12 protein-coding genes are annotated in these 19,630 nt (G+C 73.0%); 8 read left to right on the top strand and 4 right to left on the bottom strand.

The genetic code is table 11. From position 1 onward, the window contains the following. Positions 1-267 precede the first annotated feature (267 nt). A complete protein-coding gene (locus tag ABD832_RS35320) occupies positions 268-1,656 on the top strand; it encodes an amidase (RefSeq protein ID WP_344904680.1) in 1,389 nt (462 codons plus the stop codon). A 171-nt stretch (positions 1,657-1,827) separates the two neighbouring features. On the opposite strand, the gene ABD832_RS35315 is transcribed toward ABD832_RS35320, so the two are convergent. Next, complete coding sequence (locus ABD832_RS35315) at positions 1,828-2,367, bottom strand: hypothetical protein (RefSeq protein WP_344904677.1); 540 nt, start codon at positions 2,365-2,367, stop codon at positions 1,828-1,830. Positions 2,368-2,475: 108 nt separating this feature from the next. Here ABD832_RS35315 and murA point away from each other — a divergent pair, with 108 nt between their 5' ends. After that, positions 2,476-3,792 (top strand): UDP-N-acetylglucosamine 1-carboxyvinyltransferase, encoded by a 1,317-nt coding sequence (gene murA, locus ABD832_RS35310; RefSeq protein ID WP_344904674.1) that lies wholly within the window; start codon positions 2,476-2,478, stop codon positions 3,790-3,792. Between the two features lie 52 nt (positions 3,793-3,844). Then, entirely contained in the window at positions 3,845-6,214 is a 2,370-nt protein-coding gene (locus ABD832_RS35305; RefSeq protein ID WP_344904670.1) for a transglycosylase domain-containing protein, read from the top strand. Positions 6,215-6,321: 107 nt separating this feature from the next. Here ABD832_RS35305 and ABD832_RS35300 read toward each other — a convergent pair whose 3' ends face one another. The 3 genes from ABD832_RS35300 to ABD832_RS35290 all read right to left on the bottom strand — a co-directional run bounded on the left by ABD832_RS35300 (position 6,322) and on the right by ABD832_RS35290 (position 12,838). Next, positions 6,322-7,695 carry a serine hydrolase domain-containing protein gene (locus ABD832_RS35300; protein WP_344904667.1) on the bottom strand — a complete coding sequence of 458 codons (1,374 nt, stop codon included), beginning with the start codon at positions 7,693-7,695 and terminating at the stop codon, positions 6,322-6,324. 241 nt (positions 7,696-7,936) lie between these two features. Beyond that, positions 7,937-11,458 carry a DNA polymerase III subunit alpha gene (gene dnaE / locus ABD832_RS35295; RefSeq protein WP_344904663.1) on the bottom strand — a complete coding sequence of 1,174 codons (3,522 nt, stop codon included), beginning with the start codon at positions 11,456-11,458 and terminating at the stop codon, positions 7,937-7,939. Between the two features lie 282 nt (positions 11,459-11,740). Continuing rightward, complete coding sequence (locus tag ABD832_RS35290; RefSeq protein ID WP_344904660.1) at positions 11,741-12,838, bottom strand: chorismate mutase; 1,098 nt, start codon at positions 12,836-12,838, stop codon at positions 11,741-11,743. Between the two features lie 331 nt (positions 12,839-13,169). Between ABD832_RS35290 and ABD832_RS35285 the strand changes: the two genes are divergently transcribed. Genes ABD832_RS35285 through ABD832_RS35265 form a run of 5 tightly spaced genes read left to right on the top strand, consistent with a single transcriptional unit; the run spans position 13,170 to position 19,571 of the window. Further along, complete coding sequence (locus tag ABD832_RS35285; RefSeq protein WP_344904657.1) at positions 13,170-15,698, top strand: serine/threonine-protein kinase; 2,529 nt, start codon at positions 13,170-13,172, stop codon at positions 15,696-15,698. Between the two features lie 45 nt (positions 15,699-15,743). Further along, complete coding sequence (locus tag ABD832_RS35280; protein WP_344904653.1) at positions 15,744-17,729, top strand: serine/threonine-protein kinase; 1,986 nt, start codon at positions 15,744-15,746, stop codon at positions 17,727-17,729. Continuing rightward, entirely contained in the window at positions 17,726-18,571 is an 846-nt protein-coding gene (locus ABD832_RS35275; RefSeq protein ID WP_344904650.1) for an AraC family transcriptional regulator, read from the top strand. Before ABD832_RS35280 ends, ABD832_RS35275 begins: the two co-directional genes overlap by 4 nt. An 11-nt stretch (positions 18,572-18,582) precedes the next feature. Then, on the top strand, positions 18,583-19,263 hold the full coding sequence (locus ABD832_RS35270) for an AzlC family ABC transporter permease (RefSeq protein WP_344904646.1): 681 nt from the start codon (positions 18,583-18,585) through the stop codon (positions 19,261-19,263). Next, positions 19,260-19,571, top strand: a complete 312-nt coding sequence (locus ABD832_RS35265) for an AzlD domain-containing protein (RefSeq protein WP_344904643.1) — start codon at positions 19,260-19,262, stop codon at positions 19,569-19,571. Before ABD832_RS35270 ends, ABD832_RS35265 begins: the two co-directional genes overlap by 4 nt. The last annotated feature ends 59 nt before the right edge of the window (positions 19,572-19,630 follow it).

Genomic DNA, 19,630 nt, shown 5'->3' with positions numbered 1-19,630 from the left:
GCAGGACCACGCGACCGCCGACCGGAAAACACACGACCGCCAGGCAGGACCACGCGACCGCCGACGGGGAAGCACACGACGCCCCCGAACCCCGCCCTCTGAGCCCCTGGGCCCCTGAGCCCCTGGGCCCCGAAGAGAGCAGGCCCCCCGGGCGGCAGGTGACGTTTCCCCACCTCCGCGCCGCCCCCGCTGTCGAAGGTTGCCGACGCGCCCCACCTCGCCGATCGGCCAGACTCGTCCGCGACGTCGTATCCGATCGGGGGAAAGATGCACTACCTGACCGCTACCGAGATGCTCCGGCTGCTGCGGACCAGGCAGGTCAGCGCGGTCGAGCTGCTCGACGCGCACCTGCGGAGGATCGAGGAGGTCAACCCGGAGGTCAACGCGATCGTCACGCTGGTCGCCGACCGCGCCAGGAAGGAGGCCGAGGAGGCCGACCGGGACCTGGCCCGCGGCCGGTGGCGGGGACCGCTGCACGGGCTGCCGGTCGCGCACAAGGACCTGACCGACACCGCGGGGATCCGCACCACGTACGGCTCGCCGCTCTTCTCCGGGCACGTGCCCGGAGAAGACGCGCCGATCGTGCGGCGGATGCGCGAGGCCGGGGCGATCACGGTGGGCAAGACCAACACCCCCGAGTTCGGCACCGGCTCGCACACGGTGAACGAGATCTTCGGCGCCACCCGCAACCCGTACGACCTCTCCAGGTCGGCCGGGGGCAGCAGCGGCGGGGCGGCGGCCGCGCTGGCGACCGGCATGGTGGCGCTGGCCGACGGCTCGGACATGGGCGGCTCGCTGCGCAACCCGGCCTCCTTCTGCAACGTGGCGGGGCTGCGGCCCACTCCCGGCAGGGTGCCCGCGCCGTCGGCCACGGCGGCCTGGTTCACCCTCGGCGTGCCGGGGCCGATGGCCCGTACCGCCGAGGACCTGGCGCTGCTGATGAGCGTGGTCGCCGGGTTCGACGCGGCCTCTCCGCTGTCGATCGCCGAGAGCGGCGCCGGGTTCGCCGAGCCGCTGGACCTCGACCTGACCGGGGTACGGGTGGCCTGGAGCCCGGACCTGGGCGGGCTGCCGATCGACGCCGAGACGGCCGAGGTCACCGCGGACGCCCCGGCCGTGCTCGCCGCGCTGGGCGCGCGGGTGGAACGGGTGGACGTGGACCTGACGGACGCCGAGGACGCGTTCCGGATCTACCGGGCCTGGTACTACGCCCTGTCCTACGGCGACCTGCCGCGGGAGGGCCTGGGGGACAACGTCCGCTGGAACGTCGAGCGGGGCCGCGAGGTGACCGGGGCCGACCTGGCCCGCGCCGAGCGGCTGCGCAGCGGGCTGTACCGCAGGATGAACGACTTCTTCGGCACCTACGACTTCCTGATCGCCCCGGCCAGCCAGGTGCCGCCGTTCCCGGTGGAGGCGCCCTACGTCTCGGAGATCAACGGCGAGAGGCTCCCGGACTACCTGGCGTGGATGCGCTCGGCGTACTGGATCAGCGTGCTGCACGCCCCGGCGGCGTCGGTGCCGTGCGGTTTCACCCCGGGCGGGCTGCCGGTGGGGGTGCAGATCGTGGGGCGGCCCTTCGCCGACATGGCGGTGCTGAGGCTGGCCCACGCGTTCGAGCGGGCCACCGGCCACGGCGCGCGCCGCCCGCCCCGCTGACCCGTCCCCCGCGTGCCCCGGCTCCACGGAACCCGGTCGTGGAACCCGACCATGGAACCCGGCTCGGGGAACCCGCCCGTGGACCCGGGCCCGCGGGACCCGGGCCTGCGGGACCCGGGCCTGCGGGACCCGGGCCTGCGGGACCCGGGCCTGCGGGACCCGGCCGCCGACCTACCGGTCGCTGATGTCGTACGTCGACCGCGGCGCGTACGGGTCGTCCCCGCCGAACGGGCGGCGCAGCGGGGACTCGCGGTAGCCCGCGACGCCCTCCAGGGCGAAGAAGAGCCCGGCGGCCAGGGTCGGCCACGCGTACAGCACGCCCCTGGCGGTCAGCTCCAGCGGCCCGGCCACCACCGAGGCCGACACCCCGGAGGCCGCGACGCTCACCGCGCCCAGGGTGACCGACCGGCCCACCAGCAGCGCCAGGTGCGCGCCGAGCAGCCCGCCCGCCGCCAGGCCGGCCACCACCGGCACCGGGCGGCCGTTGCGCGACACCGCGTACCCGACGGCCCCGCAGACGAGCCCGAGCCCGCCGGTGACGACGGCGAACCACCCGTCCGCGGCGATCAGCGCCTGGGTGGAGGGGTCGGCCAGCAGCGGTCCCTGCTTCGTCACGACGTACGGGGGGCGCGGCGCGGCCAGCGACCACAGCACCCCGGCGAGGACCCCGGCGACGGCGATCACCAGCACGGTGATCACGAAGTCACGCACAGCGCGCACCATGGCTCCCTCACCCTCTGTGCTGATGTGCCCGATGTTACCCATCCGTCCGGCCGGTGCCACCCAAGGCCATGATGCGAACCCCGTTACTCTGGCGGGGTGAACGAAGAGGCATGGCTGATCGAGCCCTCCGGACCGCTCCGCGGTGACGTCGAGGTACGCGGTTCCAAGAACGGCGTCTCCAAGCACATGGTCGCCGCGATGCTCGGTACCGGTGAGAGCACCATCCAGAACGCCCCCGACGTGGGCGAGGTCGGCATCACCGCGCAGATGCTCAGGGCCCTCGGAATCGACGTGGAGATCTCCGCAGGGGAGATCGGCGTCGCCCCGGGGCCGCAGATCAACCCGCACGTCCCCGCGGCGTTCACCGGCCTGAACCGGATCCCGATCCTCATGCTGGGCCCGCTGCTGCACCTGGCCGGCGAGGCGTTCGTGCCGCTGGTCGGCGGTGACCCGATCGGCCGCCGCCCGGTCGACTTCCACGTCGAGGCGCTGCGCGCGATGGGCGCCGAGGTCGAGGTGAGCGACACCGGCGTGTACGCCAAGGCCAAGCGGCTGCGCGGCACCCGGATCGAGCTTCCCTACCCCAGCGTCGGCGCCACCGAGACGATCCTGATGTCGGCGGTGCTGGCCGAGGGCAAGACCGTGCTCAAGGGCGCGGCCATGGAGCCCGAGGTGGTGGAGCTGGCCCTGTTCCTGCAGCGGATGGGCGCCCGCATCGAGCTGAGCCCGGACCGGCGCATCGTGATCGAGGGCGTGGAGCGGCTGCACGGCGCCTCCACCTGGCTCAACGGCGACCGCATCGAGGCGTTCTCCTACCTGGCGGCCGGCCTGATCACCGGCGGGCAGGTGCGGGTGCACGGCTGCCCGCAGGACCGGCTGGTCACCGCGATCACCACGCTGGCCCGGATGGGCGCCGAGGTCGACATCACCGACGACTACCTGTCGGCGTCGGCCCCGCGCGGGCTGCGGGCGGCGGCGGTGCAGACCGACACGCACCCGGGGTTCATGACCGACTGGCAGACGCCCCTGATGGTGCTGTTCACCCAGGCCCAGGGCATGTCGGTGCTGCACGAGACGGTGTTCGAGAACCGCCTGGTCTACGTGCCCGCGCTGCAGAGGATGGGCTGCGAGATCGAGGTGTTCGACGTGTGCCTGGGCGGCCCGGCCTGCCGCTACCACGACACCAACGCCAAGCACTCGGCCGTCGTGCGCGGCGTGTCCAAACTGAGCGGCGCCGACGTGACGCTGCCCGACATCCGCGCCGGGTTCTCCGCGGTGCTGGCCGCCGCCGCGGCCGAGGGGACGTCCACGCTGCGCGGGGTGCACCACATCGAGCGGGGGTACCACCGGCCGTTCGAGCAGTTCGCCTCGCTCGGGCTGAAGATCCGTCGAGAGAAGGTGCAGAACGGGTAAGGATTGGGCGATCGGCGTTTGCAGGTGATCACCGGGCCGCACGTTACTATGCGTGACATCCCGCTCGGAGCCGAGACGTGACCTCGCCGCCTGCCTGCGCGTCCTGGCGGCCTGCGGGGTGCTGGGCGGGCTGCTGGCCGCGCTGGCCGCGCTACCGCTGGTCGGCACGGCCGGGATCACCGTCAACCGGGTCAGCCGCACCCTGACCGACCTGCCGGACGGCCCCCGGGAGAACCCGCTCCCCCAGCGCACCGTGCTGCTGGACAGGAACGGCAAGCGGTTCGCCCAGTTCTACACGGAGAACCGGACGGTGGTGCCGCTGGAGCGGATCGCCCCCGTCATGCGGGACGCGATCGTGGCGATCGAGGACTCGCGCTTCTACGAGCACGCGGGCCTGGACGTCAAGGGCACCCTGCGCGCCCTGGTGACCAACACCAGGGCGGGCGGGGTGCGCCAGGGCGGGTCCTCGCTCACCCAGCAGCTCGTGAAGAACATCCTGGTGGAGAACTCCGAGAGCGAGAGCGAACGGGCCCAGGCCCGCGCGCCCAGCATCCAGCGCAAGATCACCGAGCTGCGGTACGCGCTGGCCATGGAGCGCCGCTACACCAAGGCCGAGATCCTGGAGCGCTACCTCAACATCGCCTACTTCGGCGCGGGCGCCTTCGGGGTGGAGGCCGCCGCGCAGCGGTTCTTCTCGGTCCCGGCCTCCCGGCTGACCCTGCCGCAGGCCGCGACGCTGGCCGGCGCGGTCCGCACGCCGTACTCGACCGACCCGTCGCTGGACGCCCGGCGCCGGGAGCGGCTGCGCGAGCGCCGCGACCTGGTCCTGGAGCGGATGGCCCAGCTGTCCTACGTCCCCCGCGCCCAGGCCGAGGCGGCGATGAGAAAACCGCTGGCCATCCGGCTGCGCCCCGAACCCGGCGGCTGCAACGGCAGCGACCACCCCTACTTCTGCCTGTACGTGCACCGGGAGCTGCTGACCAACCCGGCCTTCGGCCACACCCGCGCCGAGCGGGAGCGCCGCCTGGCCAGGGGCGGCATCGTGCTGCGCACCACCCTGGCGCCCAAGGCCCAGCTCGCCGCGGAGCGCGCCGTCTCCGCGCGCGTCCGCGCCCGCGACACCGAGGTGGCGGCCGAGGCCATGGTCGAGCCGGGCACCGGCCGGATCCGGGCCATGGCCGCGAGCAAGCGCTACGGCCGCAACGCCGGCGACGACGGCCGCAGCTCCTACGGCCCCCGTACCACCTACAACCTGCCCGCCGACACCGCGCACGGCGGCGGGCAGGGCTTCCAGGCCGGGTCGACGTTCAAGGTGTTCACGCTGGCGACCGCGCTGGCCAAGGGGTGGCGGTTCGACCAGGGGTTCATGACGCCCGGCAGCTTCGTGCCCGCCAGGGGCTTCACCGACTGCGCCGGCAACAGGGTCGACGACCCGCGCGCGAAGATCTTCAACGCGAGCGGGGAGGGCAAGGGCGGCCCGCAGAGCCTGTCCACCGGCACGTGGAAGTCGGTGAACGTCTTCTACATGATGCTGGAGCAGAGGGTGGGCCTGTGCCCGGTGGTGCGGACCGCCCGCGCGCTGGGGGTCGTCCGCGCCGACGGCGCCCCGCTGCGGGAGGTGCCGACCTTCACCCTCGGGGTGAACGAGATGGACCCGGTGACCGTGGCCGCCTCGTTCGCCGCGTTCGGCGCGCGGGGCCGCTACTGCCGTCCGATGGCGATCGTCGAGATCGCCGAGCGGGACGGCGAGAGCCTGCGGATCCCGCCCAGCTGCGCGCAGGCGATCGAGAAGGACGTGGCCGACGCCGTCAACCACCTGCTGTCCGGGGTGTTCACCAAGGGCACCATGACCGGCCAGGGCATCGGCCGCCCGGCCGCGGGCAAGACCGGCACCAACAACGGCTACACCTCGGCCTGGTTCGCGGGCTACACCCCGGACCTGGCCGCGGCGGTCAGCGTGGGCGACATCCGCGGCTCCTACCGCTACCCGCTGCGGGACGTGGAGATCGGCGGCGAGTACTACGGCTCGGTCCAGGGCGCCTCGCTGCCGGGACCGATCTGGGTGGCGTCGATGGCGGCCGCGCTGGAGGGGACCTCCGAGACGCCGTTCCACCGTCCCGACATGGGCCGCTTCGGCGGCGGGTTCACCCCCGGCATGGCCGAGGCCCTGGCCGCCGAGCGCGAGCGCGAGGCCGGGCGGGACGGCGGGCGCCGGCCGGTGTACCGCGGTCACCGCACCCGGGGCGGCACGGACGCCTACGGCCACCGGGGGTACCGGGAGCCCCGCGGGTACCGGTATCCGCGGGCGTACCGGGAACCGCGCGCATACCGGGAACCGCGCGGGTACGGGCGCGGCGGGACGGACGCCCGCCGCGACGGGCGCGCCCCGGCGTGGTGGCGCTACCGCGACCGCGACCGCTGAGCCTCCGGCCCGTCGCCCGGCCGGGCACCGGACGTCCGGGTACCCGGACGGGAGCCGGGCCACCGGCCGATCGGTGCTCGACCGGCCGGTGGGGTGTCAGCGGACGGTCAGCGCTTGACCAGGACCTGCTGGGTCGGCAGGAGCGACGGCCATCCGGGGCCGCGAGCGGCCGTCGCGGCCGAGCCGCAGAGCGCCCGCTCGAAGTGCGCCCCCATGGCCGCGTCGATCGCGTGCGGCATCGGGTAGCCGTTCTCGTTCAGCCTCTGGTACTTCATGAGGTTGAAGCCGTAGGAGATCTGGCGACGACCGTCCGGGCTGGACAGCGAGACCGTCCCCATGCCGAACACGGCCCCGTCGTGTCCCCAGAACCGGCCGCAGGGGGTGTCCTGGGCGTAGATCCCCAGGCCGTAGTGCATCGCGACGCCGCCCTGGCCGTCGGGGACCGGCACGGTCGTCCGCATCTGGTCGAGCTGGGCCGGGGACAGCAACCCGCCGCCGAGCAGGACCCGGTAGAACCGGTTGAGGTCGTCCATCGTGGAGACGATCGCGCCCGCGGTGGTCCCCCACGACATGTCGTAGACGCTGTAGTCGCGCGGCGGGTCGATGTAGCCGTACAGCGCCTCGTAGGCCTTGGAGTGCGGGCCGGGGACGAACGGGGTGCGCGGGAAGGAGGTGTCGCGCAGCCCGGCCCTGCGGATCACCTCGCGGGTGATGTACCGCTCGGCGCCGGTGCCGGTCACCTTCTCCAGCAGCAGCCCGGCGATCACGTAGTTGGTGTTGGAGTACGACCAGTTCTGCCCCGGCTCGCCCGTGCGCGGCGCCGCCAGCCCGAGCCTCACCAGCTCCTGGGGGGCGATCCTGCGGAACCGGTGCTCGTCGAGGCTCCGCGAGGAGAGCTGGACGAAGGAGGGGAAGGCGCCCGCGACGTAGTCGCCGATGCCGCTGGTGTGGTTGAGCAGCATCCGCACCGTGACCGTGCCGGCCAGGTCCTGGGGCAGCAGGCCGGGCAGGTACCGCGCGACCGGCGCGTCCAGCTCGACGCGGCCGCGCTCCACCTGCTGGAGGATGGCCACCGCGGTGAACGTCTTGGTGATGCTGCCCACCCGGTGCAGCATCCGCGGGTGCACGGGCCGCCGGGTCCGCACGTCGGCGACACCGGCCGCGCCGTTCCACCGCTCGCCGCCGTCGCGCACCGCGGAGTAGGAGCCGTACATGCCGGCCTCGTGGACCGCCCGGACGGTGGACCGCAGTGCCTCACGGTCGAGGGCCGCCCGCCCGGCCTCACCGGACGGCGCGGTCGCCGAACCCGTCGTCGGGGCGGGTTCCGATCCGGTCGGCGCGGCGGGCCCCGCGGGTCCGGGCCCGGCCGACGCCGGGGGTGCGGCGGCGCAGGTCAGCAGTACCGCGCTCAGCCCGAGCCCGGCGATCGTCCGTCCGCGGTGGGTCCGTCCGCGGTGAGGGGGTCCCGCGAGGGTGATCAACTGTCATCTCCTCTGATTCCGGAAAAAAACGACAGGATGATCATCCCAAATCCTCCCGGAACCGCCCTCCTTTCACCGGATGAGGTTCGACCGCTCCGAACGGATGACCCGCGCCTCCCGGCCCCGACGAACGACCCGTTCTTCGCCCGTGTCGAAGAACGAGCCGTTTCTTACTCGTACCGGAGAGTGGGTCGTTCCTTGGTCGTACCGGATGAAGCCATGCGGGAGCAGGCAGGCCCCGTCAGGCTCCCAGGCAGGCGGGGCCGAGGAGCTGCTTCAGGTCGCCCATCAGGGCCGGGGACGGCGAGACCCGCAGGCGGTCGTCCAGGCGCATGACGGTGGTCCTGGGCCCGTTGTGGAGTTGCAGGTGGACCTCGGTGGTGCCGGGGTGGGCGGTCAGCACCTCCTTGAGGCGCCCGACCACCGGTGGGGTGCACCGGGCCAGGGCGAGGCTGACGGCCAGCGGCCCCCCGGCCTCGCGGGTCAGGTCCGGGGCCGTCACCTCCATCGCGATGATCTTCCCGACGTCCTCGCGCTTGTCCAGGCGTCCCTTGACGAAGACGATGGCGTCCTCGGCGAGGATCGTCGCGCAGAGCTGGTACGCCGACGGGAAGATCATCACCTCGATGGAGCCCGCCAGGTCCTCCAGCTGGGTCAGCACCCAGGTGTCGCCCTTCTTGGTGACCTTGCGCTGGAGTCCGCTCAGGATGCCGCCGACGGTGACGATCTGGCCGTCCGGGCGGTGCTCGTCCTGGAGCGAGGCGATCGAGCAGTCGGCGCCGGAGGCGAGGATGTGCTCCACGCCGAAGAGCGGGTGGTCGGAGACGTACAGGCCGAGCATCTCCCGCTCGAACTGCAGCAGGGTGTTCTTGTCCCACTCCCCCGCGGGGATCTGCACGTCGAAGGTCTGGTCCTCGGCGCCCTCGATGGCGCCGAACAGGGAGTCCTGCCCCTGGGCCTCGTTCTTCTTGATGCCGATGATGCCGTCGACGGCCTGCTCGTGGACCATCACCAGGCCCTTGCGCACGTGCCCGAACGAGTCGAAGGCCCCGGCCTTGACCAGCGACTCGATGACCCGCTTGTTGCAGACCACCATGGGCACCTTGCGCAGGAAGTCCTTGAAGTCGGCGAAGCGGCCCTTGTCCTTGCGCGCGGAGATGATCCCCTCGACCACGTTGCCGCCGACGTTGCGGATGGCCGACAGGCCGAAGCGGATGTCGGTGCCGCGCGGGGTGAAGTCGAAGTCGGAGTCGTTGACGTCCGGCGGGAGCACCTTGATGCCCATCCGGCGGCACTCGTTGAGGTAGAGGGCGGACTTGTCCTTGTCGTCCTTGACCGAGCTCAGCAGCCCGGCCATGTACTCGGCCGGGTAGTTGGCCTTGAGGTAGGCCGTCCAGTAGGAGACCAGGCCGTAGGCGGCACTGTGCGCCTTGTTGAAGGCGTAGTCGGAGAACGGCAGGAGGATGTCCCAGAGCGTCTTGATCGCGGCCGCGGAGTAGCCGTTGTCCTTCATGCCCTGTTCGAACGACTCGAACTGCTTGTCCAGCTCGGACTTCTTCTTCTTGCCCATCGCGCGGCGCAGCAGGTCGGCCTTGCCGAGCGAGAACCCGGCGACCTTCTGCGCGATGGCCATGACCTGCTCCTGGTACACGATCAGGCCGTGGGTGGTGCCGAGGATCTCCTGCAGCGACTCCTCGAACTCCGGGTGGATCGGGACGATCTCCTGCAGCCCGTTCTTGCGCAGCGCGTAGTTGGTGTGGGAGTTGGCGCCCATCGGGCCGGGCCGGTAGAGCGCGCCGACGGCGGAGATGTCCTCGAAGTTGTCGGGCTTCATCAGCCGCAGCAGCGACCGCATGCCGCCGCCGTCCAGCTGGAACACGCCCAGGGTGTCGCCCCGGCCGAGCAGCTCGTAGGTCTTGCGGTCGTCCAGCGGCAGCTTGAGCAGGTCGATGGCCTCGCCGGTGTTGGCCTCGATCATCTTCAGGCAGTCGTCGATGATCGTTAGGTTGCGCAGGCCCAGGAAGTCCATCTTCAGCAGGCCGAGCGTCTCGCAGGTCGGGTAGTCGAACTGCGTGATGATCACACCGTCGGAGTCGCGGCGCATGATCGGGATGTAGTCGGTCAGCACCTCCGCCGACATGATCACCCCGGCGGCGTGCACGCCGGTCTGCCGGATCAGGCCCTCCAGGCCCCGGCCCAGATCCATCGCCGACTTGACGTCGACGTCCTCCTCGTACAGCTTGCGCAGCTCACCGGCCTCGTTGTAGCGCGGGTGGTCGGAGTCGAAGATGCCCGACAGCGGGATGTCCTTGCCCATCACCGCGGGCGGGAACGCCTTGGAGACCTTGTCGCCCAGCGCGTACGGGTACCCCAGGACGCGGGCCGCGTCCTTGATGGCCGCCTTCGCCTTGATGGTGCCGAAGGTGGCGATCATGGCGACCTTGTCGGCGCCGTACTTCTCCGTCACGTAGCGGATCACGTCGCCGCGCCGGCGCTCGTCGAAGTCGATGTCGACGTCGGGCATGGAGACGCGGTCGGGGTTGAGGAACCGCTCGAAGATCAGGCCGTGCGGCAGCGGGTCGAGGTCGGTGATGCCCAGCGCGTACGCGGCCAGCGAGCCCGCGGCCGAGCCTCGGCCGGGGCCGACCCGGATGCCGTTGTTCTTGGCCCACATGATGAAGTCGGCCACCACGAGGAAGTAGGAGGGGAACCCCATCTGCAGGATGACGTTCATCTCGAACTCGATCTGGGCGCGGTGCTCCTCGTCGATCCCCTCGGGGAAACGACGCTCCATGCCCTTCCAGATCTCCTTGCGGAACCAGCTCTCCTCGGTCTCCCCCTCGGGCAGGGGGAAGGTCGGCATCAGGTTCTTGAAGCCGAACATGCCGCTCGGGTCGACCTTCTCGGCGACCAGCAGGGTGTTGCGGCAGCCCTCGGCCCACAGGTCGGAGGAGTCGACGGCCCGCATCTCGTCGGCGTTCTTGATGTAGTAGCCGCTGCCGTCGAAGCGGAAGCGGTCGGGGTCGGAGAGCTGCTTGCCGGTCTGGATGCACAGCAGCGCGTCGTGCGAGGTGGCGTCCGACTCGTAGGTGTAGTGGGAGTCGTTGGTGACCAGCGGCGGGATGTTCAGCTCGCGGGAGATGCGGGTCAGGCCGTCGCGGACCCGGCGCTCGATCTCCAGCCCGTGGTCCATGATCTCCAGGTAGTAGTTCTCCTTGCCGAACAGCTCCTGGAACCTGGCCGCGGCCGCCAGCGCCTCGTCGTACTGGTTCAGCCGCAGGCGGGTCTGCACCTCACCGGACGGGCAGCCGGTGGTGGCCATCAGCCCCTCGGCGTGCTCGGCCAGGATCTCGGCGTCCATCCGGGCCCACTTGCGGACGAAGCCCTCGGTGTACGCACGCGAGGAGAGCTTCATCAGGTTGCTCAGACCCTTGGCGTTCTTCGCCCAGATGGTCATGTGGGTGTAGTAGCCGCCCGCCGACACGTCGTCGCGCTTCTGGTGCGGCTCCCCCCACAGGACCGGCTTCTTCTGGTGGCGGGAGGCGGGGGCGACGTAGGCCTCGATGCCGATGATCGGCTTGATCCCGGCCCCGGTCGCCTGCCGGTAGAAGTCGTAGGCCCCGTGCATGTTGCCGTGGTCGGTGATCGCGATGGCGGGCATGCCCAGATCGCCGACCTGCTTGAACATCTGCTTCAGCCGGGCGGCGCCGTCCAGCATGGAGTACTCCGTGTGAACGTGCAGATGCACAAACGAGTCTGACATGCGGCTTCGTCCTCCCCTGGTCCCACCGTCGGCGGGGCAAGAGTATCCAAACAAGGGAGACCGGAGGGACTCCTGCGCCTCGCGTCGCCGGTCTCGCGACCATGATTCTTCCGGGTTCGGGGCCGGTGTCCCGGATCACTGGATCGGCCCCGGACACTCCGGGATCCGCCGGAGCCCGCCGGATCCCACCGGGGCCGCTGAGGTCCAGGGGCGGGATCCACCGATGTCCACCGGGCCTCACGGGGCTTCACTGGGCCTCACGGGATCCGGCGGGGCCCGGGGTCAGTTCGGGGGCGGCGGGCGGCGTTCCTCGGCGAGGTGCAGGCCCGCCTCGATGACCGCGTTCATGATGGGGGCGAGCCGGGTCTCCCCCAGGGTGGGGGCCCGGCGCGCCATCTCGGCGACCAGGCGGCGCTCACGGTCGGCGTCGCGACCCGCGAAGCCGCCGACCGGCTTGAGACGCTGGATGGTCATGGCCAGCTCGGCGCGGCGCTCCAGCAGGACGGCCAGGGCCGCGTCCACCCGGTCGATGGCCTCCCTGGCGGCGGGGATCGAGGCCGGGACCTCCTGGCGGGTGACCGCGCCGATGATCCTGGCGGCCTCCCGTACGGCCAGCGCGTCCCGCTCGGCCGAGCCTGGGGGCAGGAGCAGGCCGTCGGCGCCCGCCGCGACCGCCGCTGCGGCCAGCGCGGGCCCGTCCTCACGACCGGCTCCGTTCTCGTGAACAGTCGCGGCGGGAGCACCCCCGCCACCTCCGGAACCGGCTCCGCAACCGGCCTCCGGACCGCTCCCGGAAGCGGCTTCGGAACCCGCTTCGAGGCCGGCTACGTGACCGGCCGGGAGACCGGCACCCGCTCCCAGGTGAGCCCCGAGGTCGGCCAGGACGGGACGGCCCGACAGCTCGCGGGCGGCGCGCATCAGGGCGAGGTCGAGGACGAGGCCGCCCCGGGCGGTGCCGTCGCCGCTCTCGCAGAGCAGCACCCGGTCGTTGCCCTCCGCCGCGCAGTCCTCGGCCGCCGCCAGCCACTCCCGCAGCGTCGCCGAAGGCGCGCGCCGCAGGATCACCGGCAGGCCGAGCCGGGCGACGGCCCGTACCAGGGCGAGGTCCCGCATCCAGGCCGCACCGGCCACCGCGCCGTCGGCGCCCTCCGCGATCACCGGCAGGTCCGCCGCGCAGGACGGCTCCACCAGGACCGGTCCCGGCCACCGCGCGCGGGCCGCGGCCACCGCCTCCGCGGCGGACAGGCCGTCGCGGCGGTCGCGCAGGCTGATCCAGCGGGCGTCCGCGCCCGGCCCGCCGATCACCACGGCCGGTCCGGCCCCGATCGTGAGCGCGCCGAGCCCCACCGGCACGCGTTCCCTGTGTACGGTCGACGACATGAGGCTCTCCCATGCTCGGCCGGCACGCGTCCCGCGAGCCGGCGGCCGTTCGTAAGAGACGTTCGGAAACAGAAAAAGGCAGAGACTTCACGTCTCCGCCTCGGGGCCGGCTCCGGCTGGTCGTCAGATCACGCTGTCACGACCGGCTCTCCGGAGCCGGCTCGATAAACGCGAAACAACAGGTCATATGCACAATCTTAGGCCATCCCTCCGGCGCACGCCACGGACCGGACAGCATGTCTCAGGATATGGACTTCTCCGCGGCGGGTGAGTCGATCACTTTACCGGGCTATGAGAGTATTCGGGGGTTCCGAAGGAGGTAAGCCGGTTGATGGCCGAAGCACAGCCCGAGGGGCGCCGTATCGCCTCTCGCTACCACCTGCTCGAAGCCATCGGCCGGGGTGGCATGGGCATCGTGTGGCGGGCCCACGACGAGCTCCTCGACCGTGAGGTCGCGATCAAGGAGGTCCGTTACGCCGACACGCTCGGCGAGGACAGCCAGGAGGACTTCAACAGGCGCACCAAGCGTGAGGCGCGTGCCGCCGGCCGGCTGACGCACCCCAACGTGGTGGTCGTCCACGACGTCGTCGAGGAGGACGGGCGTCCCTGGATCGTCATGCAGCTGGTGGAGTCGCGCTCCCTCGGCAAGGTGCTGCGCCAGGACGGGCCACTGCCCCCGCAGCGCGTCGCGGAGATCGGCCTGCAGGTGCTGGAGGCGCTGCGCGCCGCCCACGCCCAGGGGGTCCTGCACCGCGACGTCAAGCCCGAGAACGTGCTGCTCGCCGACGACGGCCGGGTGGTGCTGACCGACTTCGGCATCGCCACGCTGGAGGCGGAGACCGCGCTGACCATGACCGGCATCGCGGGCACCCCCGCGTTCATCCCGCCGGAGCGCATCAAGGGCGGCAGCGCGCAGCGCGAGTCGGACCTGTGGTCGCTCGGCGCGACCCTGTACGCCGCCGTCGAGGGCAAGCCCCCGCACGACCGGGGCGGGGCGCTGCCGACCATGCACGCCATCCTGAACGACGAGCCCGAACCTCCCGTGCACGCCGGGCCGCTGGCCCCGGTGCTGGAGGGGCTGCTCCGCAAGGACCCCGCGCTGCGCATGCCCTACAAGGAGGCCGCGCGGCTGCTGCGCAAGGTGGCCGAGGGCCCCGAGCGTACGGCCCGGCAGCAGCCCGCCAGGACCGCCGTGATGCCGGCCGCGAGCAGCCCGGACGGCACCGACCCCTCGGCCGACACCGACCCGGGCGCGCGCTTCCGGCCCGGGGGCGTCCCGGAGACGGGCGCGAAGCTGGGCGCCGCGTCCCCCGCCGGTGCGGCGGGCGCGCCGCCTGCTCCCACGCGCCGCGAGGAGTGGCCGGAGCCCGTACCACCGAAGGACGCGGGCGGACGGCGCCAGGACGACCCCGCGGTGAGACCCGGAGCGGCAGCGGCCGGAGCGGCCGGTGCCGCGAAGGCGGCGTCCCCCGCGGCCGTGCCGGAGGCCAGGCCCGCGAAGGACGGGGCGCCGAAGGACGGGAACGCCGCGGACCGGACCGGCAGGGACGGTGCCGGTGAGGACGGGGCGGCACCGAAGGCCGTTCCCGGTGCGAAGGACGGCGCGGCCGGCCGGGTGGGGCCGAGATCCACCCCGGGCCCCGCGCCCGGCAGGGCCGTCCCCTCCCCCTCGGGCGGGGACGCGTCCAAGGCCGTTCCCGGGCGCACGCCCGTCCCCGCGAGGGGGGACGACGCGGCGGCAGACAGGAAGGCAGCGGCGAGCGCCTCGGTGGGTGCGGCGGACCCGGTCGAGGACGTCCCGGCCCCGCGCGGGGGCCCCTCCTCCGCACCCGGTACCGGCGAACCCGCCGCCTCCGGCGACGTCGCGTCGCGGGACGGGGCCGCGGGCGCCTCCGGCGCGGGGCGCAAGGGCGCCGCACCGGACGCGGGCGCCCCCGCGCGCCCGAGACCCGTTCCCGCTCCGCGGCCCAACCCGTTCCCCCCGGTGGCCGCGGCCTCCCGTGAGAACACCCCGCCCCCGAAGCCCTCCCGCGACCCCGTTCCCCCGGTCGCGGCTCCGCCGACCGCGGCCCCCTACGCCGAGCACCCCTCCGGCGAGGCCACGATCGTCCCACGCGGCCCGGGTGGTTCCCCGATGAAACGGGGGCTGCTGGTGCTGCTGCCGGCGCTGCTGATCGTCGGGGTGGTCGCCGGCTGGCTCGGCATGCGCAGTCGCGCGAACGAGGGCACCTCGCAGGCCGGGCGCGGCGTACCGACCGCGACCGGCGTGTCGGAGGGCCCGACCGGCGGCGCGGTGAACGACCCCTCGAAGGGATCGCCGGAGCCGTCGGCCCCCTCGTCCTCCTCACCGCCGTCCTCGTCGCCCTCGTCGTCCCCGTCCGAGCCCAGCCCGTCCCCCGGCAGGACCGAGAAGAAGTCCCCCCTGCCCAGCGGCTGGAAGATGCACAAGGACTCCAACGGCTTCTCGATCGGCCTGCCCAAGGGGTGGGGCCAGGACAAGCGGTCCGACACCCGGGTGTGGTTCCGCGGGCCGGACCGGGTGAGCTTCGTGATGATCGACTACGTCGACAAGGCGGGCCCCGATCCCAAGCAGGACTGGCTGGACTACGAGCCGACCGTGCGCGGCCAGTTCTCCGGCTACAAGCGGATCCGGATCGAGAACGTCTCGTACATGAAGAAGGCCTCCGACTGGGAGTTCACCTGGAACACCAGCTCGGGCAAGGCCAGGGTGATCAACCGCGGCTTCGTCACCAAGGGCGGACGCGGGTACGCGATTTACTGGCATACCCTGGCCAAGAACTGGGAGAAGAACATGTACCTCTTCGAAGGGTTCGCCGCGACCTTCTCCTCGAAAAAGTGAGCGGCATCCCTACCGGCTGCGATCCGTGAGCTTGGGGGGACGGGGATGACGGAGAGAAAGGTCGCGGGCCGCTACCGGCTGATCGAGCACATCGGCGAGGGCGGCATGGGCATCGTCTGGCGTGCCCACGACGAGCTCCTCGACCGGATCGTGGCCGTCAAGGAGGTCCGCTACGGCGGGGTCGACGAGACCGCCCGGGCCGACCTGAACCGGCGCACCATCCGCGAGGCCCGGACCGCCGGTCGCCTGGACCACCCCTCCGTGATCATCGTGCACGACGTGGTCGAGGAGGAGGGGCGTCCCTGGATCGTCATGCAGCTGGTCCGCTCCCGGTCGCTGGGCGAGATCGTCCGCGTCGACGGGCCGCTGCCGCCCGAGCGGGTCGCCTCGGTGGGACTGCACGTGCTGGGCGCGCTGCGCGCCGCGCACGCCGCCGGGGTGCTGCACCGTGACGTCAAGCCGGAGAACGTGCTGCTCGCCGACGACGGCCGGGTGGTGCTGACCGACTTCGGCATCGCCTCGATGACGCAGGAGAAGAGCATCACCCGTACGGGCGCGATGATCGGCACTCCCGCGTTCCTGCCCCCGGAGCGGCTGCACGGGCTGCCCGCGACCCCCGAGTCCGACCTGTGGTCGCTGGGGGCGACGCTGTACGCGGCGCTGGAGGGCAGGCCGCCGTTCGAGCGGCCCACGGCCGCGGCCACCATGATGGCCGTCCTGCACGGCGAGCCCACCCCGATGGCACGTTCCGGCCCGCTGGAGACGGTGATCCTCGGCCTGCTGGCCAGGGACCCGGCCACGCGGATGGTGCCCGAGCAGGCGGAGGCCCTGCTCGGCCGCGCCGCCGCTCACGCCTCCGCGAGCCCCTCCGGTCACGTGTCCCCGGGTCACACGCCCCAGCGTCACGCCGCCCCGGGTCACACGCCTCAGGGGCACGCGCCTCAGGGGCACGCGCCCCAGAGCCACACGCCCCAGGGGCACGCCGCGCCCGGTCACCCGTCTCCGGCCTTCGGCCAGGGCGCCTTCCCCGGTGCCGGTGGCGGCCAGGCGGATCGTCCGGTCCCGTGGGCCGCGGCCCCCTGGACGCCGGACGCGGCCCCGCAGAACCCCCCGTCCCACGACCCCTCGTCCCAGCGCCGGGCGTACGGCCTCCACACCGGCGGGCCCACCCATCAGGACCGGTCCCCGTACGGGCCCGCGCACACCCTTCAGGACCCCTCGGCCCACACCCGCCCGGGACCGCAGGGACACCAGGGACCGCAGGGACACCAGGGGCACCAGGGGCACCAGGGACACGGTTCCGAGCCCCTGCCCCCCAACGCCTGGCCGTTGCGCGAGCACACCACCGGCCCGCCGTCCGGCACCGGGCCGGCCGCCCCCTCCGGACGGCGGGCCGGGACGACGCTGCCGGTGCTGCTGGCCGGGGGGCTCGCGCTCGCCGTGCTGGCCGGGGTCGGCGGGTGGCTGATCCTGCGGGACCGCGACGACACGCCGGACCCGCGTCCCAGCGGGTCGGCGGTCACCACCGGGGCCCCTGCCACCTCGGAGCCGGCGACCGGGCCGACGACCGCGACCCCGCGTCCCGGCCGTACCCTCCCGGCGGGCTGGCGGCTGCACCGGGACCCGATGGGCTTCTCCGTCGGCGTGCCCGCCGGCTGGCGGGTCAAGCGGTTCCCCGGGCGCGACCGGGTGGAGTTCCGCGCCCCCGGCTCGGACTCCTTCCTGTGGATCGAGTCGACCGACGACCCCGAGAAGGACCCGGTCAGGCACTGGGAGAAGGTGGAGCGGGCCGGGACGGCCGACGGCGTCTGGCCGGGCTACCGGCGGATCGGGATCACCGAGCTGACCTACCGGGGGATGCCGGCCGCCGACTGGGAGTTCACCTACCTCAGGAACGGGGTCCGCAGGCACGTCCTGGACCGGGGGTTCCGCACCCCCGCCGACAAGCCGTACGCGATCTACTGGGAGAGCCCGGAGCAGGAGTGGAAGCGCTCCTCCTTCGACGCGATCACCGGTACCTTCCGGCCGTGAGCGACCTGGAGAGGGCGCGGCTGTGGCGCCCGGCCGCCCTGCCCGGGGTGGAGCTGCTCAAGGCCAGGTACATCACCCACCGCTTCACCCTGCACGCGCACGAGGGCTACGCGATCGGGCTGGTGCTGTCGGGGGTGGAGGAGTTCTTCTACCGGGGCGCCGTCCACCGGGCGGGCGCGGGCAGCCTGAGCACGCTCAACCCCGAGGAGGTGCACGACGGCTACCCGGGCGTGCCCGGCGGATGGTCCTACCGGGTGCTGTACCCGTCGGTCGCGTTCGTCTCCGGGATCGCCGCCGAGCTGATGGCCGGGAGCGGCACCCCCTGCTTCCCCGAGGTCCTCACCCACCATCCGCCCACCGTCGCGCTGCTGCGGGCCGCGCACGCCGCGGCCGAGCGGGGCGACGACCTGGCCTCCTCCACGCTGGCGCGTACCGCCTTCGCCGCGCTGCTGCGCAGGAACGCCGCGCGCCGGCCCCCGGACGCCCCGGTCCGGGACGTCGGCCCGTCGGTACGGCGGGCCCGGGAGATCCTGCACGAGCGGCTCGTCGACCCGCCCACCATCGAGGAGCTGGCCCGCGCCGTGGACGCCTCCCCGTTCGCCCTGATCCGGTCCTTCAAGGCGGCCACCGGGCTGCCCCCGCACGCCTACCTGAACACGCTGCGGATCATGCGGGCCCGGCGGCTGCTCCAGGCCGGTACGCCTCCCGCGCAGGTGGCCGGGGACGTGGGCTTCACCGACCAGGCCCACCTGAGCAGGCACTTCAAGCGTGCCGTGGGCGTGCCCCCGGCCGCGTACCAGCGCGCAGGAACGTACAAGAGCGGGATCGGCATCCCGGCATAGGCTCGCCTCCCATGGAAGCAACCACTCGTTCCTCCGCAATACGGGACGGACTGGGCGTGGGGATCGCCGTCGGGTTGTCCGGGGTGGCCTTCGGCGCCGCCGCGACCACCGCGGGACTGAGCGTCGCGCAGGCGTGCGCGCTGAGCCTGTTCGCCTTCACCGGCGCCTCGCAGTTCGCCCTGGTCGGCGTCGTCGCCGGCGGCGGCAGTCTGATCGCGGGCACGGCCGGCGCGGCCCTGCTGGGAGCCCGCAACGGCCTGTACGGCCTGCGCATGGCCGGGACGCTCGACCTGCGGGGCTGGCGCAGGCTGCCGACCGCCCACGGGGTGATCGACGAGACCACGGCGGTCGCCATGGCCCAGCCGGACGAGGAGTCGGCCAGGACGGGGTTCATGGTCACCTTCGTCAGCCTCTACCTGATCTGGAACGCCACCACCCTGGCCGGGTCGCTGGGCACCTCCTGGCTGGCCGATCCCGCCGTGCTCGGCCTGGACGTGGTCGGCCCCGCGACGTTCCTGGCCATCCTGTGGCCACGGCTGTCCGGGAAGGACCCCGAGGCCCGCGGCCTGCGCCCGATCGCGGCGGGCGGGGCTGCGGTCGCACTGGCCGCGACCCCGTTCACCCCGCCGGGCGTGCCCGTGCTGCTGTCCGCGCTGGTCGTGCTCGCACTGCTGCTGAGGAGGCCGCGATGAGCGTCTGGTGGGCGATCGCCGCCACCTGCGTGGCGTGCTACGCGTTCAAGTTCGCCGGACTGTCGGCGCCGCGCCGGATCCTCGACCACCCGGGCGTGCAGCGCTTCGCGACCCTGGTCCCGGTGGCCCTGCTGGCGGCGCTGATCGCCGTGCAGACCTTCGCGGACGGGCAGGCGCTGCACCTGGACTGGCCGCGGACCGCGGGGCTGGGCGCGGCGGTGGTGGCGCTGCTGCTGCGGGCCCCGTTCCTGGTGGTGCTCGCCGCGGCCGCGGCCGTCACCGCCGCGCTCCGGTACGTCCTGGGCTGAGACCGGCGTCCCCCGCACCCGGAACACCGGGAACACCGGGAACACCCGGAGTGCCGGGG

Source organism: Streptosporangium longisporum, assembly GCF_039534895.1.
GTDB classification, from domain to species: Bacteria; Actinomycetota; Actinomycetes; order Streptosporangiales; family Streptosporangiaceae; genus Streptosporangium; species Streptosporangium longisporum.
This window is presented reverse-complemented; position numbering and strand designations above follow the sequence as displayed.